15 protein-coding genes are annotated in these 15,551 nt (G+C 65.3%); 13 read left to right on the top strand and 2 right to left on the bottom strand.

Annotated elements, in window-relative coordinates:
- The first annotated feature begins 115 nt into the window (after positions 1-115).
- The 11 genes from BXA07_RS23990 (at position 116) to BXA07_RS23940 (ending at position 12,042) form a co-directional block, all read left to right on the top strand.
- Complete coding sequence (locus tag BXA07_RS23990) at positions 116-787, top strand: thioester domain-containing protein (RefSeq protein WP_076571586.1); 672 nt, start codon at positions 116-118, stop codon at positions 785-787.
- An 82-nt stretch (positions 788-869) separates the two neighbouring features.
- Positions 870-3,023, top strand: a complete 2,154-nt coding sequence (locus tag BXA07_RS23985; RefSeq protein WP_076571584.1) for a type I secretion system permease/ATPase — start codon at positions 870-872, stop codon at positions 3,021-3,023.
- A complete protein-coding gene (locus BXA07_RS23980; RefSeq protein ID WP_076571582.1) occupies positions 3,020-4,333 on the top strand; it encodes an HlyD family type I secretion periplasmic adaptor subunit in 1,314 nt (437 codons plus the stop codon). Before BXA07_RS23985 ends, BXA07_RS23980 begins: the two co-directional genes overlap by 4 nt.
- Positions 4,333-5,625, top strand: coding sequence for a TolC family protein (locus BXA07_RS23975; protein ID WP_076571580.1), 1,293 nt, complete (start codon positions 4,333-4,335; stop codon positions 5,623-5,625). The genes BXA07_RS23980 and BXA07_RS23975 overlap by 1 nt, the downstream gene beginning before the upstream one ends.
- 94 nt (positions 5,626-5,719) lie before the next feature.
- Positions 5,720-6,997 carry a lipoprotein-releasing ABC transporter permease subunit gene (locus BXA07_RS23970; RefSeq protein ID WP_076571578.1) on the top strand — a complete coding sequence of 426 codons (1,278 nt, stop codon included), beginning with the start codon at positions 5,720-5,722 and terminating at the stop codon, positions 6,995-6,997.
- Positions 6,998-7,029: 32 nt separating this feature from the next.
- Positions 7,030-8,295 (top strand): lipoprotein-releasing ABC transporter permease subunit, encoded by a 1,266-nt coding sequence (locus BXA07_RS23965; RefSeq protein ID WP_076571576.1) that lies wholly within the window; start codon positions 7,030-7,032, stop codon positions 8,293-8,295.
- 16 nt (positions 8,296-8,311) lie between these two features.
- The gene (gene lolD, locus BXA07_RS23960; RefSeq protein ID WP_076571574.1) at positions 8,312-9,037 is read left to right on the top strand and encodes a lipoprotein-releasing ABC transporter ATP-binding protein LolD; all 726 of its coding nucleotides are present in this window, start codon (positions 8,312-8,314) and stop codon (positions 9,035-9,037) included.
- A 14-nt stretch (positions 9,038-9,051) separates the two neighbouring features.
- Positions 9,052-9,855: a TatD family hydrolase gene (locus BXA07_RS23955; protein ID WP_076571615.1), complete on the top strand. Its 804-nt coding sequence runs from the start codon at positions 9,052-9,054 to the stop codon at positions 9,853-9,855.
- The gene (locus BXA07_RS23950; protein ID WP_076571573.1) at positions 9,855-11,093 is read left to right on the top strand and encodes a PQQ-dependent sugar dehydrogenase; all 1,239 of its coding nucleotides are present in this window, start codon (positions 9,855-9,857) and stop codon (positions 11,091-11,093) included. Before BXA07_RS23955 ends, BXA07_RS23950 begins: the two co-directional genes overlap by 1 nt.
- An 84-nt stretch (positions 11,094-11,177) precedes the next feature.
- Positions 11,178-11,567: a Rap1a/Tai family immunity protein gene (locus BXA07_RS23945; protein ID WP_139335734.1), complete on the top strand. Its 390-nt coding sequence runs from the start codon at positions 11,178-11,180 to the stop codon at positions 11,565-11,567.
- Position 11,568: 1 nt separating this feature from the next.
- Positions 11,569-12,042 carry a T6SS effector amidase Tae4 family protein gene (locus BXA07_RS23940; protein ID WP_076571569.1) on the top strand — a complete coding sequence of 158 codons (474 nt, stop codon included), beginning with the start codon at positions 11,569-11,571 and terminating at the stop codon, positions 12,040-12,042.
- 3 nt (positions 12,043-12,045) lie between these two features.
- Here the strand turns inward: BXA07_RS23940 and BXA07_RS23935 are convergent, their stop codons facing one another.
- Positions 12,046-14,031 carry a helicase-related protein gene (locus tag BXA07_RS23935; RefSeq protein WP_076571567.1) on the bottom strand — a complete coding sequence of 662 codons (1,986 nt, stop codon included), beginning with the start codon at positions 14,029-14,031 and terminating at the stop codon, positions 12,046-12,048.
- A gap of 33 nt (positions 14,032-14,064) precedes the next feature.
- Positions 14,065-14,235 carry a hypothetical protein gene (locus BXA07_RS30910; protein WP_170909731.1) on the bottom strand — a complete coding sequence of 57 codons (171 nt, stop codon included), beginning with the start codon at positions 14,233-14,235 and terminating at the stop codon, positions 14,065-14,067.
- A gap of 111 nt (positions 14,236-14,346) precedes the next feature.
- Between BXA07_RS30910 and BXA07_RS23930 the strand changes: the two genes are divergently transcribed.
- Positions 14,347-14,745: a barstar family protein gene (locus tag BXA07_RS23930; RefSeq protein WP_076571565.1), complete on the top strand. Its 399-nt coding sequence runs from the start codon at positions 14,347-14,349 to the stop codon at positions 14,743-14,745.
- Positions 14,746-15,041: 296 nt separating this feature from the next.
- Positions 15,042-15,533, top strand: a complete 492-nt coding sequence (locus tag BXA07_RS23925; RefSeq protein ID WP_076571562.1) for a GNAT family N-acetyltransferase — start codon at positions 15,042-15,044, stop codon at positions 15,531-15,533.
- Positions 15,534-15,551: the final 18 nt, after the last annotated feature.

Raw genomic sequence — 15,551 nt, 5'->3', positions numbered from 1 at the left:
GTCCCTTGCCGGGCCATGAGCCTGCCCGGCAATGCCGCACCGGCGCACCCGTCACGGGTCGCCGGCGCTTTCCACGCTTTTTTCCACACTTGATAATAGAAATAGGGAAACCACGATGAAACAATCCATGCACCTGATCGTTCGCGGCGCCATCGCCGCGGCCACGTTCGCCCTCGCCAGCGGCAGCGCCCTGGCCGCCTCCAATCTGCAAGTCGTCGATTCGCACAGCGTCAGCCTGTTTACGGCTGCCGGTGGCGCCTTCGGTTCGGGCAGCGCCATCTCGCCGACCTTGTGGGAAGTCAAGTACGACAGCAACACCTTCCTGGCGTTTTGCCTCGATCCTCATGTCGCACTGAGCAACACGTCGAACAGCTACAGCAGCGGCGCCTTTGCCGCCAGCGACGCCGTCAAGCGCCTGTATGAAGGGTATTACGCTTCGTCCATCGCGGCTGTGTCGACCAGCGCCAACAGCGCCGCCGCCTTCCAGCTGGCCCTGTGGGAATTGAATAACGACAATACGAACCTGCTGACGGGCGACCTGCGCTTCAAAAACCTCAGCAATGCCGTCGTCAGCCAGGCCAACACCATGCTGGGCGTGGCCACGGGCAATGGCGCGATCCGGAACCTGTACAACTACACGAGCTTGACGAGCGTCAATCCAGCTTCGCAAACCTTGCTCAGCGTATCGCCGGTGCCGGAAGCGCAGACGTGGGCCATGCTGGTCGCGGGCCTGGGCTTGCTGGGCTTCATGGCGCGCCGCCGCAAGGGCGCTTCCGCGCTGAATTAACCATCGCTCATCGCGCAAGCGATAGCGTTCCCGCTGCGGCGTGCCCGACCGGCGCGCCGCAGCGTTTTATTGTGAATCCATCATGACCCCACCCCTTGACACCTCGACCGCTTCCGCCGGCATCTCCACCGATGCCATCGCCGACGCCATCGTCTTCCTGGCACGCTTTTTCGGCGTGACCGTGCAGGCCGAGCGCCTGCGCGCCAGCGTGGCGGCCCAGGCAGACCCGGCCGCGGCCGACTTTCTCGAACAGGCGCTGGCGCACGCCACCCTGGCCGGCACCGCGTTGCCGATAGACAAGCCGCGCCGCCCCACGGAAATGCCGGCCTTGCTGCTCAACGGGGAAGGGCAGGCGCTGGTGGTACTGGCCATTGCCGACGGTAAATATGAATGCCATGTGCCCGGCATCGCCGGCAGTGCCTGGCTCGACGCCGCCGCGCTGGCGCGGGAAGTGCCCGATGGACGCTGGGTAGCCGTGCGGCCCGTCATGTTTTTCGACCAGCGCAGCTTACTCTACAGCATGCCGGCGGCGGGCCGCTGGTTCTGGGATGTCTTCAACCGTAACCGCTGGATCTTCCGCTGGGCCCTGCTGGGCACCCTGGTGCTCAATATCATCGGCGCGCTGGTGCCGTTCTATGCGATGGCCGTGTATGACCGCGTGATCCCGAACAATGCCACGTCCAGCCTGTGGGTGCTGACGATTGCCGTCGTGACGCTGACGGGCTTCGAGCTGGCCCTGCGCCTGCTGCGCGGCGAACTGGTGGAAACGGCGTCGCGCCGCATGGACGTGGCGCTGTCGTCGAACATCTTCGCCCAGTGCTTGCGCCTGCGCGCGGCCAGCCGGCCCGCCTCGGGGGGAACTTTGGCCAATACCGTGCGCGATTTCGAATCCGTGCGCGAATTCTTCGCTTCCACGACCCTGACCACCCTCGGCGACTTGCCGTTCCTGCTGCTGTTCCTGCTGGTGATCGCCCTGGTCGGCGGCTGGCTCGTGCTCGTGCCCCTGGCAGTCATCCCGATCCTGCTGCTGGTCGCCTTCGCCTCGCGCGCGGCCCTGGCGCGCCACGTGGCCGCCTCGATGCAGGAAAGCGCGCAGCGCACGGCGCACCTGTTTGAAACCATGAATGGCCTCGACACCATCAAGGCGCTGGGCGCCGAAGCCTGGAGCCGGCGCAAATGGGAAAGCCTGACGGTGGCCATCGCCGCCAACAGCGTCGAGACGCGCGAAATCGTCAGCCGGGTCAACTACATCAACACGGCCGTGCTGGCCCTGTCCGGCGTGGCCGTGGTGGCCACGGGCGCCTTGCTGATGGGCGAGCATCTGCTGACCCTGGGCCAGATCATCGCCGTGAGCATGCTGACGGGCCGCGCCCTGGCGCCCGTGAGCCAGATCGCGGGCCTGATCATGCGCTGGGAACAGACCAAGCTGTCGTACCACGCACTTAATAAAATCATGGAAGCGCCCACCGACGACGACGCGGCCAGCCTGCAGGCGCCGCCCCTGTCCGGGCGCATCGAATTTCGCGACGTGGGCTTTGCCTACCCGAATTCGCCGCCGCTGCTCGATAAGCTCAACCTGCACATCCGCCCCGGCGAACGGGTCGGCGTGATCGGCAAGCTCGGTTCCGGCAAGAGCACCTTGCTGCGCTTGCTGCTGAACCAGTACGGCCCGCAAAGCGGCAGCGTGCTGTTCGACGACCTGGCCAGCACCCAGCTGGACCCCTTGAGCCTGCGCCGCCAGATCGGCTACGTGCCGCAGGACGTCACCCTGTTCCATGGCACCCTGCGCGAAAACATCGAACTGGGACGCAGCCAGCCCGACGACGAGAGCCTGCTCGACGCCATCCGCCTGGCCTGCCTCGACGACATCATCACCCAGCTGCCCAAGGGTGTGGCGACGGAAGTGGGCGAGCGGGGCGAGCGCCTGTCCGGCGGCCAGCGGCAAGCCGTGGCCATGGCCCGCGCCTTGCTGGCGAAACCGCCGATGCTGCTGCTCGATGAGCCGAGCAGCATGTTCGACCCGGCCACCGAGCAGCGGCTGATCGGCCGGCTGCGTACCTTAAAAGAGACGACCATCGTGCTGGTGACGCACCGCATGGCCATGCTGGCGCTGGTGGACCGCCTGATCGTCTTCGACAAGGGGCGCATCGTGGCCGACGGCCCGCGCGATGACGTCATGCGCGTCTTGAACAGCCAGACGGCCAAGCCCGTGGCGGAACAGGGAGTGGCGGCATGAGCGCCGTGAATGCCCGCCCGCTGCCGGCGGCCCACCCGGACCCGGAACGCGAACCGCAGCGCATCGTCATCCGCATGCTGGCCTTGACGTCCGTGCTGCTGGTGCTGGTGCTGGCCTGGGCCATGTTCGCCCAGCTCGACGTGTCCGTGAATGGCCGCGGCGCCATCACGCCGCCATCGCACCTGCAGGAAGTGCAAAGCCTGGAAGGGGGCATCGTGCGTGAAATGCTGGTGAAACCGGGCCAGCGCGTGCGCCGCGGCGACTTGCTGCTGCGCCTGGACACGGCCCAGTACGAAGCCAACCTGGGCGCCAGCGTGCAGAATCGCCTGGCCGCGCTGGCGGGCAGGGCGCGCCTCGATGCGCTGCTGTCCGGCGGCACGCCCCAGTTTGCGCCGGAATGGCAGAAAGAAGCGCCCGAGCTGATCGCCAAGGAAACGCAGCTGTGGCGCGACGGCCAGCGCGAATTCGCCTCGGCCACGGCGGCCGCGCGCGAAGGCGTGACGCGCCGCCGCGGCGAGCTGGCCGAGGCGCACAGCCGCATCGCCCAGCTGGATACAGGCCTGAAAATCGCCCTGGAAAGCCTGTCCATCGAGGAGAGGCTCTTCAAAGAGGGCGCCGGTTCGCGCGGCGACTACCTGAATGCGCAGCAGCGCGTGCAGCAGCAGCGCACGGAACTCGACAGCCTGCGCAGCTCCGTGCCGCGCCTGACGGCCACGCTGGCCGAGGCGCAGGCGCAGGCGGGCGAAGTGGAAGCGCGCATGCGCGGCCAGTGGGGCGCGCAGCGCAGCGAATATGAAACCAAGGCCGGCGCCCTGGCCAGCACCGTGAAAGGCCAGCAGGACCAGGTAAGCCGGCGCGACGTAACGGCGCCCGTCGACGGCGTCGTCAACCGCGTGCTGGTGGCAACCGTCGGCGGCGTGGCGCAGCCGGGTAAACCTATCCTGGAAATCGTGCCTGCCGACTCGGAAATGCTGATCTCCGTGCGCGTGAAACCGTCGGACATCGGTTTTATCCATGTGGGACAGAGCGCGTCGGCGAATGTGCTGGCGTACGACGCCACCACCTACGGCCGCATGCAGGCGCAAGTGGTGCGCGTGGGGGCGGACGCGATTCCCGACGAACGCAACGAACCGTACTTTGAGGTGCAGCTGAGCACCGACCGCAGCCAACTGACGGCGCACGGCAAGGTATTGCCGGTGACGCCAGGCATGCCCGTCGACGTGGGCATCCTGACGGGCCGCCGCTCGGTGCTGCAATATGTGTTCAAGCCCGTGCTGCGCGGCTTGCAGTCTTCCCTGCAGGAGCGGTGATGCGTGCTTTCTTGATATTTATCACACTGGCGTGCGCCGGCATGGCGGCGCAGGCGCAGCTCCCCGGCACCTTATCCGTCCAGTCCGCGCGCGGCCTGCCAGCCTTGCTGGCGCGCGCCGTGCCGCGCGATCCGCAGGTGATCGCGGCGCAGGCGGCGCTGGCCGCCACAGAAGCGCGCTACAAGCAGGCCCGTTCACGCCTGTTCCCGACTGCGGGTCTGCAGGCGACGCGGGGGCGCAGCAACGATCTCGATGGGACGCAGGAGGTCGAGCGCCGCACGCACCAGGTGGAAGCGAGCGTGCGCTGGAACGTGTACAACGGCGGCGCCGACCGCGCCGAACTCGATGCGGCCGAGCGCGAGATGGCGGGCGCCGCCTTCGACGTGGAGCGGGCGCGCGCGGAAAGCGCGGAAAAGCTGGCCGAAGCGTATTTCGACATGCAGCGCCTGGAACGCGGCCTGCAGCAGTCGCAGGAACGCCTGCGCGACGTGACGCAGCTGGTGCGGCAGGTGGCGCGCCAGGCGGAACTGGGCAAATCGTCGGAAGTGGACCGCGAACTGGCGCAAAGTTCGCAGCTGGACGCGGAACTGGTGCACGACGGCTTGCTGACGGACCAGCAGGCGGCGCGCATCAAGCTCGAGGCGCTGGCTTTCGAGCCGGTGGCGCAGTTTGCCGATTTCGCCTTTGCGCCGCTGCCGGCGCAGGCGCTGGAGAATGCCGATACGCAGCAGGCGCAGTTGCGCGCCGCGCGCGAGCGGGCTGCCGCGGCCCGGTTGCGCGTGCGCGGCGTGGCGGCCACCCTGGCCCCCAAAATCGACCTGAACGTCAGCCATCTGCTCAATAACAAGACCACGCCGCCGCCGTCGACCATCCAGCAGCGGGGCTGGTCGGTGGGGGTCTCCTGGGAAATCCCGCTCGGCGGCGGCAGCCTGGCGCAGCGCGACGAAAGCATCAGCCGCGCCCAGGCGGCCGAGGCGGACGTGGCGCGCGCCGAGCAGGGCACGCGCGCCGACCTGGCCAGCATGCTGCCGCGCATCGCCAATGCGCGGCGCACGCTGGACCTGCTCGACGAGCAGGAAAAGAAGATGGCCTTCGTCGTGCGCGGCGGGACCATCCAGTACGAGGCGGGCCGGCGCAACCTGCAGCAGGTCATCCAGACGCGCGACAGCTATTTCACGCTGCAGCAGCGGCGCATCGACCAGCTGCACCGTCTGACCCTGGCGCAGATGCGGCAATATGCGCTTGCGGGGCAGCTGTTGCGCGTTTTCGGCCTGGCGCAGGAGGCAAAATAGGCTAGCTGTGCGCTGTTTCACGCAGACTTGATGCATGAAATGCCCATTGTGTGGCACACTGCGCGCTCGCATATCATCGTTGTCGCGGGAGCGCATGAGCATCATCAAACAATTTCCTTTTGAGTGGCAGGTCGGCGTGCGCTATACGCGCGCCGGGAAACGCAGTGGCCGCAACAGCTTCATTTCCTTCATCTCCCTCATTTCCGTGGCCGGCATCGGCCTGGGCGTGGCCGCCCTGATCGTCGTCCTCTCCGTCATGAACGGCTTCCAGAAGGAAGTGACCGACCGGCTGATGTCGGTGCTGGCCCACGTCGAGGTGTTCGACACGAGCGGCTCCATGCCGAACTGGCAGGCGCAGGAGCGCGCCGCCTACGCCAACCCGCAAGTGAAAGCCGTGTCGCCTTTCGTGGAAACCCAGGGCATGCTGCTCAATGACGAAACCATGCGCCCGTCCGTCGTGCGCGGCGTGCTGCCGCAGCAGGAAGCCACCGTCTCCAGCGTGGCAGGCCAGATGAAGCAGGGCAGTTTCGATGCGCTGACCCCCGGTTCCTACAACATCGTGCTCGGTATCGACCTGGCCAAGGCGCTCGACGTGAAAGTGGGGCAGAACGTGACCCTGATGCTGGAACGCGAGCCGAGGGCGGGCGACCCGGCCAATGGCATCGTCATGCCGCGCATGCGCGCGCTCAAGGTATCGGGCATCTTTGAGGCAGGTCATAATGAACTCGATGGCAGCCTGGCCTTCGTCAACATGCAGGACGCGCAGCAGCTGCTGCAGCTCGACGGCCCGTCCGGCCTGCGCCTGCGCCTGCACGACATGAACAAGGCGCCCCAGGTGGCGCGCGAACTGAAGGCAACGATGCCGGGCCAGCTGTGGATGCGCGACTGGTCGCGCGCCAGCGCCAGCTGGTATGCGCTGGTGCAAAGCCAGAAGAACATGATGTTCATCATCCTCAGCATGATCATCGCCGTGGCCGCGTTCAACCTCGTCTCGACCCTGGTGATGTCGGTCACCGACAAGCAGGCCGATATCGCCATCCTGCGCACGCTGGGCGCCTCGCCGTTCTCCATCATGAAGATCTTCATGATCCAGGGCGCGCTGGTGGGCTTGCTGGGCAGTGCTTTGGGCGTGATCGGCGGCGTCGTGCTGGCGCTGAACGTGGGCGTCATCGTGCCCTTCATCGAAAGCATCTTCGGCCTGCACTTCATCTCCAAGGAAATCTACCAGATCAGCGCCGTGCCGTCGGACGTGCATTGGCTCGACGTGGCGCAGATCGGCCTGATCGCCTTTGGCCTGGCGCTGGTGGCCACCATCTACCCGAGCTGGCGCGCCGCGCGCGTCAAACCGGCCGAGGCCCTGCGCTACGAATAACACTCCAAGAAACGATAAAGACCGCCTGAATAATGAGTATTTTCAAGAATTTGCCCTTCGAATGGCTGGTCGGCCTGCGCTACACGCGGGCCGGCAAGCGCAGTGGCCGCAACAGTTTTATCTCCTTCATCTCGCTCATTTCCATGGCCGGCATCGGCCTGGGCGTGGCGGCGCTGATCGTCGTGCTGTCCGTGATGAACGGCTTCCAGAAGGAAGTGACGGACCGCATGCTGTCCGTGCTGGCCCACGTGGAAGTGTTCGACAATAGCGGCAGCATGCCCGACTGGCGCGCGGAAGCGGCGCAGGCTTTTAAAAATCCGGCCGTGAAGGGCGCCGCGCCGTTTGTGGAAACGCAAGGCATGCTGCTGCGCGACGATGCCCTGCGCCCCGCCATCGTGCGCGGCGTGCTGCCCGAGGAAGAGCCGAACGTGTCCGACGTGGCAGGCCAGACGCGCATGGGCAGCTTCAAGGCGCTGCAGCCGGGCACCTTCAATATCGTGCTGGGCATCGAGCTGGCGCGCGCCTTGCGGGTCAACCTCGGCGAAAAAGTCACCTTGATGCTGGCGCAGGGCCAGGTCACGCCGGCCGGCGTGCTGCCGCGCATGCGCAGCTTTACCGTCAGCGGCATCTTCCAGGCGGGCCACAATGAATTCGACGCCGGTTTGGCCTTCATCAATATCGAAGACGGCCAGCGCCTGCTGCGCCTCGATGGCCCGTCCGGCCTGCGTTTGCGCCTGGCCGACATGAACCAGGCGCCGCAAGTGGCGGCCGAACTGAAGAAATCCATGCCGGGCGACCTGTGGCTGCGCGACTGGTCCAAGCTGAACGCCAACTGGTTTGCCGCCGTGCAGACGGAAAAACGCATGATGTTCATCATCCTGACCCTGATCATCGCCGTGGCCGCCTTCAACCTCGTCTCGACGCTGGTGATGACGGTGACGGACAAGCAGGCCGATATCGCGATCCTGCGCACCCTGGGCGCCTCGCCCCGTTCCATCATGAAGATCTTCATGATCCAGGGCGCGCTGGTGGGCATCCTGGGGACGATCCTGGGCGTGGGCGGCGGCGTGCTGGTGGCGATGAACATCGACGTCATCGTGCCCTTCATCGAGCACCTGCTGGGCGTGCAGTTCCTCTCCAAGGACATCTATTTCATCAGCACCGTGCCGTCCGACCTGCGCTGGCCCGACGTCAGCAAGATCGGCGTGCTGGCCGTGATCCTCGCCTTCTTGGCGACCCTGTACCCGAGCTGGTGGGCTGCCCGCGTCAAACCTGCGGAAGCCCTGCGCTATGAATAAACCACTGAATACGACCATGACCGATCTGAACAAACCTGCCTCCAACGGCGCTTCCGCCGATTCCGCCGTCCTTAGCTGCCGTGGCCTGGGCAAGACTTTTACGCAGGGCAGCTACAAGGTGCAGGTGCTGGCCGGCATCGATATTGACGTGCACCGCGGCGAGCGCGTCGCCATCGTCGGCGCCTCCGGTTCGGGCAAATCGACCCTGCTGCACCTGCTGGGCGGGCTCGATACGCCCACCAGCGGCAAGGTGACCCTGCTGGGCAAGGATTTCGCCACCCTCAGCGAAAAGGCGCGCGGCGACTTGCGCAATGCTTCGCTGGGCTTCGTCTACCAGTTCCACCACCTGCTGCCCGAGTTTTCCGCGCTGGACAACGTCGCCATGCCGCTGATGATACGCCGCATGAAACGCGCCCCGGCCACCGAACTGGCGCAGCAGATTTTGACGCGCGTGAACCTGGCCAAGCGCGTCACGCACACGCCCGGCGAATTGTCGGGCGGCGAGCGCCAGCGCGTGGCCCTGGCCCGCGCCCTCGTCACGCAGCCGGCCTGCGTGCTGGCCGATGAACCGACGGGCAACCTCGATCACGCCACGGCCGAACAGATCTTCGACCTGATGCTGGAACTGTCGCGCACCCTGGGCACGGCCTTCGTCATCGTCACGCACGATATCGAACTGGCCAGGCGCTGCGACCGCGTGCTGCGCCTGACGGACGAAGGGCTGCAGCCGTACCAATATTAAGGAGCTTCGCCATGCTGTGGATCGACACGCATTGCCACCTCGACGCGCATGAATTCGGCAGCGAATCGCCGCAGGTGGCGGCGCGCGCGGCCGCGCAGGGCGTGGCGATGATCGTCGTCCCCGCCGTCGAACGGGCCAATTTCGCCATCGTGCGCGATCTGGCGGCAACGTCGGCCAACGCGAGCTATGCGCTCGGCATCCACCCGATCTACGTGCCGCAGGCCACCGAGGACGATTTGATCGCCCTGCGCGATGCCGTGGCGCTGGCGATGAACGACCCGCGCTTTGTCGCCATCGGCGAGATCGGCCTCGATTTCTTCCTTCCCATGCTGTGCGAACCGGCCATGCGCGTCAAGCAGGAGCATTTCCTGCGCGAGCAGCTGAAAATCGCCCGCGACTTCGGCCTTCCCGTGCTGGCCCACGTGCGCCGCTCGCAGGACATCGTCCTCAAGCACGCGCGCCAGATCCGCCCGAACGGCGGCATCGCCCATGCGTTCAACGGCAGCTTCCAGCAGGCGCAGGGTTATATAGCCCTCGGTTTCAAGCTCGGTTTCGGCGGCGCGATGACGTTTACGCGCGCCTTGCAGATACGCCGCATGGCGACGGACCTGCCTTTGGACGCCATCGTGCTGGAGACGGACGCGCCCGATATTTCTCCCAGCTGGATACACCCGGGCCGCAACAGCCCCGAAGAACTGCCGCGCATCGGCGCCGTGCTGGCCGAACTGCGCGGCCTTGATATCGCGCAAGTGGCAGCTGCCACCAGCGCCAATGCGCGCGCCGTGCTGCCCCGATTACCCCTGTTGGAAACACCATAATGAACGAGAAGATGATCATCTGCGCCCTGGCCGCCTGCCTGGCCAGCGCCGCCACTCCCGCCATGGCGGCCGTCAATGCCCAGTGCGACGGCATGCCGCGCCTCGACGTCACCACGCCGGCCGGTTTTTGCGTGGCCGTGCTGGCCGACGGCCTGAAATTCCCCCGTGGCGTGCTGCCGCTGACGAATGGCGACATTCTCGTCACGGACATGACGGGATGGGCGCCGAAGCAGGGTAAATTGTGGCTGTTGCAGCGCAAGGCGGCCGGTGCCGGTTACGAGCGCAAGCTGCTGCTCGACAAGCTCGACCGCCCGAACGGCATCGTGCAGGGACCGGACGGCATGGTCTACGTGGGCGAGGTGGGACGCATCTTCCGCTTCGACCTGCGCGACCCGGCCCGCGCCACCACCGACATCATCGGCGGCACGGCCAGGACGCCGCGCCTGCCGGGCCTGGGCTTGCACCTGCTGACGAACATGCGCTTCGGCCCTACGGGCGACCTGTATGTGAACGTGGGTTCGAGCACCGACCATTGCGAGAACGATGGCAAGGCGCCCGATCCGGCCAAGGCCTGTGCTTCGGCGGAAGGTCCGGAAGCGCTGGGCGCCATCCGCGAATACAAGATGGCCTGGCCGGCCGGCACCGTGACGGGCTGGCGCACGCATGCGCGCGGCTTGCGCAATTCGATGGCGCTGGCCTTCCATCCGGCCACGGGCGAACTGTGGCAGGCGGAAAATGCGCGCGACGCCATCCAGGCGGCCATGCCGCAGCTGAAAAGCGACGAAAACCTGCCGCATGAAGAGCTGAACCTGATCAAGGCCGACGGGCACTACGGCTGGCCCTACTGCTACGACGACAATGTGGCCAGCCCCGAATACCCGAAGACGGCGTGCGCCGGCAAGTACGTGGCGCCGCAGCGCCTGCTGCCCGGCCACGCAGCGCCTCTGGGCATGACGTTTTACACGGCCAGCCGCTTCCCGGAGCTGTACAGGAACAGCCTGATCATCGGCTATCACGGCTACCGCAGCAACGGCCACCGCCTGGTGGCGCTGCTGCCCGACAAGGCCGGCGCCCCGCTGGGCAAGTCCGTTGAATTGATCAGCAACTGGGAGCGCAAGGGCAAGCAGGGCAGGGGCGCGCCCGTCGACGTGAAGCAGGGGCAGGATGGCGATATCTACATGGCTGATGACCATAATGGACTGGTGCTCAAGCTGCACTACGCGGCGGCCAAGCCGTAATGCATATCGCTTGACCTCGCTCAGGGCGAGGTCGCGCCATCCTCCTATAATCGGCCAGACGTTCCCCGCTGACCAGGGCTGGCCATGCATTTACCCTTGCTCGTCGTTGCGCTGTGCCTGTGCCTGCCGAGCGCGCGTGCGCAGGGCGGCATCTACGCGCCGGCCCCACGCCTGAGCGCCGAGCAGCTGATCGCGTATTACCAGAAGCTACCGGCGGCGGGGGAGGCGCCAGATCCCGCTTTCCTGCTCGGTCAGCGTTATGCGAAAGGCTATCTGGCCGGCGTGGCCGATGGGGCGCAGGGCCGGCAGTGGTGCGACACGGGCCGCCTGAAAACGGTGGAAATCGATGCGCAAGTCATCGTTGAACTGAAAAAGCTGCCGGCCCGCGTCCGCCAGGGCGACGCATCGGCCCTGGTCGTCGCCATCCTGGCGCGGCGTTTTCCCTGTTCCACTCCATCACCCACGGGAGGCTGACGTGAAACCTGCATTCATCAAGCTGCGAGAGAATTATTCGAGCGTGGCCGCCGTCGACCAGGCCGCCCTGTTCGGTGAAATTGGCTGGGAAGACTTGATCGGCAAGGACAGTTTCGCCAATACCTGCGCCATCCGCGTCAGCCTGGCCCTGATCAAGGCCGGCGTCCAGCTCAAAGGCCGCATGGCCATCCGCAAGGGACCGTTCAAGGGCGCGCTGATCGAGCCGGGACAGGCCAAGCTGGCGCACATGCTGGCCAGCCCCTCGATGTTTGGCGCGCCCGAAAAATTCAACCGGGATGCGGCCATCGCCGGCATCGGCCAGCGCCAGGGCCTGGTGGCCTTTTTCCGCATTCCCGGCTACCTGGGCGGTGCGGGCGGGCATATCGACATCCTGCTGCCATCCATCGGCGTGCAGGTGTGCGGCAGCGAATGCTACTGGACTTGCGCCGAAGTGTGGTTCTGGGAATTGCGCTGACGCCTATTTGAACTTCTTCGACCGCCCGCGCGAGGCCGCATTGTGCGCGCGCAGGATGGAATCGACCCGTTCCGAGGCGTCGCGCGACAGGTTTTGCGCCACCGCGATATCGGGGAAGAATTCGGGCAGGCGGTAGCTGAGCCACGCATACGCGGAATAGTAGCGGCAGGTGTCTTCGACCTGCTGCAGGTTCTGCGTGCCGCCGCCGTACGCGTGCTGGCGCAAGGTGCTGGTTTTTCCCTGCGACAGATTCTTCGCCCAGTGTTCCCACGCCGTCTGCAGGGACGGCACCTTGCTCGAGATCGGCACCAGCGACAGGGTAAATTTGTCGGCCACGGACAGGGGCAGGGTGTCGAGCCAGACTGCGCGTTCCTTCTGGTCTTCCGTGATGCGCGGGAAGAAGAAGCCGTCCGGCACGTCGATATTGTGGATGAAGCGTCGCAGCAGTTTACTGAGCGACAGCTCGCCCGTCACCGACGAAATGCGGTGCAGGTGTTCCAGCGAGGGCGCCACGGCAAAGCCGCTGGTGTTGAGCGGGTGCAGTTTTTCCTTGAGCAGCGCGCGCATCACTTCATGCGTCTCGTTGTCGTAGCCGGCCACCAGGCCCTCTTCATGCACGCCGTAGCGGCCCGCTCGTCCGGCGATCTGGCGCGCCAGCGCCGCAGAAATCTCTTCCTCTTCGCGGCCATTGTATTTGACGCAGGTAGTCATGACGATGCGCGCGATCGGCATGTTCAGGCCCATCGCCAGCGCATCCGTGCCGACGACGATGTCGGCCGTGCCGTCGCGGAAGCGCTGCGCCTGCGCGCGCCGCACTTCGGGCGACAGGTTGCCGTAGACGGTGGCCACCGATAATCCCGTTTCCGTGATCATGTCGCGCCACATCAGTACTTCGCGGCGCGAAAAGGCGATGACGGCGTCGCCGCGGCGCAGGTTGCGCACCTTGCGCACGGCCGTCGGCTCCATCGACAGGGGTGCCATGCGCTTCAATACATGCACCTCCAGCGGGCAGTCCAGGCGTTCGGCCAGCGCCTCGATGGCGCGCCGCGCTTCCGGCGCCCCCACCAGGTAGACGGTGTGGGCGGGTGCGCCGCAGACGGCCGCCGTCCACGCGGCGCCCCGGTCCGGGTCGGCCAGCATCTGGATTTCATCGATGACGGCCACCTCGACGACGGTTTTCGTGTCCAGCATTTCCACCGTGCTGGCCACGTGCGTGGCGCCGTCGACGACCCGGCGCTCCTCGCCCGTGATCAGGCTCACGGCCAGCGGTTTGCCGTGCGGCGCGGCTTCCTGCAGGCGTTCATAGTTTTCCAGGGCCAGCAGGCGCAATGGCGCGAGATAGATGCCGCTCTTTGCCTTGACCAGCGCTTCCATGGCGCGGTGCGTCTTACCGGAGTTCGTCGGTCCCAGCAGGGCGATGAAGCGGCGCGGCAGGCGGCGCGCCATCTCGAACGAGGCCGGATACTCGGCCAGGTTGATGCTCTGGCGCGTGCGCGCCGCGTGCTGTTCTTCCTGCTGGCGCTCGATGGCGTGGTTGAAGCGCTGGCGGATGCGGTCGAAGACCATGCCGGCCGGCTCCGACGTCTGCATGTCGCCCAGCGTGTGCAGGAAGACCATCGGGTCCGTGTCCACGTCCTCGCTCAGGCCCGCGATATCGGCGACGAAATCGACCACGTGCTGGCGCAGCTCCTCGAAGACGGCCGCGCTGGCCCGTTCGCGCACCAGCGCCAGCTTGGTCTCGCGGTCCATCTTGCGCCACTTGGCCGGCCGCGCCAGCACGCCCTGGCTTGGCACCAGCGCATACGGCACCACCAGGTGCCCGGCCTTGACGACGCCGGAAAAGCGCACGAAGACGCGGCCTTCCATCTTGACCAGGCGGATATGCTCGGCCAGTTCCCCCAGTTCCGCGACCAGGGTAGCGTCGTTATTGTCTTCGGTGCTGTCGGAAAGGTCGGTGGAAGTGTCGGGAGGAAGTGCGGAGGAAGTCATGTCGTGCCTGGGTGTTGAAATAAGCGAGGCCGATTATACCGTCGATGGGGGGCGGGCGGTGGCGGCCGCCCCAGGCACTTGCACGTGCGCGCGGTCGATATCGCAGGTGCCAGGCAGAGCGGCCCACAGTTCGCCCGCATGGGCGACCAGCGCACGTCGATGCCAGTCCTGCAGGTCCATTTCGGCGGTGGAAAGCGTGTTCATGCGAACTCCAACAGAGGGCGCCCGGGGCGCAGACGGGCATGCTAGCATGGCAGCGCTTGCAACAGCAGCGCCGTGCTTTCGCCTGGCGAGCGTCGTGACAGGAGAGTCGACATGTGGAGCATCAAGGGTTTTTTCGCTGTAGATGAGCTTACTGCGGAGAAAGTCATGCTCGCTGCGCACACGGATGGCAAGCGCGTCTTCTGTTTCCCCTCGCACATTGCGTCCAAGGACCAGTTCTTTGATGGCATGCGCGCCACGTTTCCGCTTGATCCCCCATTGCATGGACATCACGGCTGGGACGCGCTGGCCGATTCCCTGTGGTCCGGATTGGACGGATTGCAGGAACAGGATATCGTGATCGTGTGGCGCGACTCCAGGTACATGCAGATGCAGGCCGTGGAGGATTTTGCCATCGCCCTGGATATTTTGCATGACTTGCCTGGCACGCTAGCCGACGTTGCGCTAACGGCAGGCAAGCCCAAGAAATTGCTGGTGCTGCAGGTGGTGTGATAGACCGCCGCGTGCTGCGTCGACGATGTCGCCGCCGTGCGCATGCCCGAAGCGAAGAGAGAATATCTGGCTGCTTGCGCACCGTTACGGGCGCCCACAATTGCTGCGTCGTCCAATCAGGTGTCTCGACACGCTGGGCAAATATGCCATGGTATGCTTGGGATTCTGCTTCGGGCCTTCAAGGGAAATCCTGCCCTGCTTACCGCGTGGCGGTCAAATCAAAGACACGGAAAACTTCCACTAGGCGTAGCGAACGTTCAAAATGGGTTTTCTATTGGCTCATGGGACTTTGCTATATGAACATCACCTTCTCTTTGGAATCCCCTGCTGCCGAATCGTTCAAGAACCTCTACGACACAACGAATTGGGGGCCGATTGAACGAGATGTCGGCTTTTATGCCGACGCGCTAGGTGCTTCGTGGGCTTCGGTGTCGGCCTATGATGAAGATAGGCTGGTAGCATTTGCGCGTGCAATTTCAGATGGCAAGTTGCATGCATTCATTACAGAAATGATTGTGCACCCTGAATACCAGCGTCGCAATCTAGGCGAACAGCTATTGAAGCTGCTTGTCGATCGGTGCCATTTGTTGGGAGTAGAAGACATCCAGCTTTTTTGCGCGAAGGGAAAAGCGGACTTCTATCTGAAAAATGGATTTTCCAGACGCCCAGACGATGCTCCTGGCATGCAATATAGCGGTGCGCTGAAGACGGCTCCACGCCAACAGGCGCCTGCCGGCGCCGCAGAACAGCCACCATTGATCCGTAACTCAGTAAGTGCGAGGACGTAGTAAATATAATGGAAACGC

The sequence above is a fragment of the Janthinobacterium sp. TND4EL3 genome (assembly GCF_900156175.1).
Lineage (GTDB): Bacteria > Pseudomonadota > Gammaproteobacteria > Burkholderiales > Burkholderiaceae_D > Janthinobacterium.
Note: the sequence above shows the minus strand (reverse complement) of the source record. Positions and strands in the feature narration are given on the sequence as shown.

Excerpts from the sequence above, each read along its gene's own strand:
- BXA07_RS23990 (WP_076571586.1), top strand. The coding sequence starts at position 116 with ATGAAACAATCCATGCACCTGATCGTTCGCGGCGCCATCGCCGCGGCC.
- BXA07_RS23985 (WP_076571584.1), top strand. The coding sequence starts at position 870 with ATGACCCCACCCCTTGACACCTCGACCGCTTCCGCCGGCATCTCCACC.
- BXA07_RS23980 (WP_076571582.1), top strand. The coding sequence starts at position 3,020 with ATGAGCGCCGTGAATGCCCGCCCGCTGCCGGCGGCCCACCCGGACCCG.
- BXA07_RS23975 (WP_076571580.1), top strand. The coding sequence starts at position 4,333 with ATGCGTGCTTTCTTGATATTTATCACACTGGCGTGCGCCGGCATGGCG.
- BXA07_RS23970 (WP_076571578.1), top strand. The coding sequence starts at position 5,720 with ATGAGCATCATCAAACAATTTCCTTTTGAGTGGCAGGTCGGCGTGCGC.
- BXA07_RS23965 (WP_076571576.1), top strand. The coding sequence starts at position 7,030 with ATGAGTATTTTCAAGAATTTGCCCTTCGAATGGCTGGTCGGCCTGCGC.
- lolD (WP_076571574.1), top strand. The coding sequence starts at position 8,312 with ATGACCGATCTGAACAAACCTGCCTCCAACGGCGCTTCCGCCGATTCC.
- BXA07_RS23950 (WP_076571573.1), top strand. The coding sequence starts at position 9,855 with ATGAACGAGAAGATGATCATCTGCGCCCTGGCCGCCTGCCTGGCCAGC.
- BXA07_RS23945 (WP_139335734.1), top strand. The coding sequence starts at position 11,178 with ATGCATTTACCCTTGCTCGTCGTTGCGCTGTGCCTGTGCCTGCCGAGC.
- BXA07_RS23935 (WP_076571567.1), bottom strand. The coding sequence starts at position 14,031 with ATGACTTCCTCCGCACTTCCTCCCGACACTTCCACCGACCTTTCCGAC.
- BXA07_RS30910 (WP_170909731.1), bottom strand. The coding sequence starts at position 14,235 with ATGAACACGCTTTCCACCGCCGAAATGGACCTGCAGGACTGGCATCGA.
- BXA07_RS23930 (WP_076571565.1), top strand. The coding sequence starts at position 14,347 with ATGTGGAGCATCAAGGGTTTTTTCGCTGTAGATGAGCTTACTGCGGAG.
- BXA07_RS23925 (WP_076571562.1), top strand. The coding sequence starts at position 15,042 with ATGAACATCACCTTCTCTTTGGAATCCCCTGCTGCCGAATCGTTCAAG.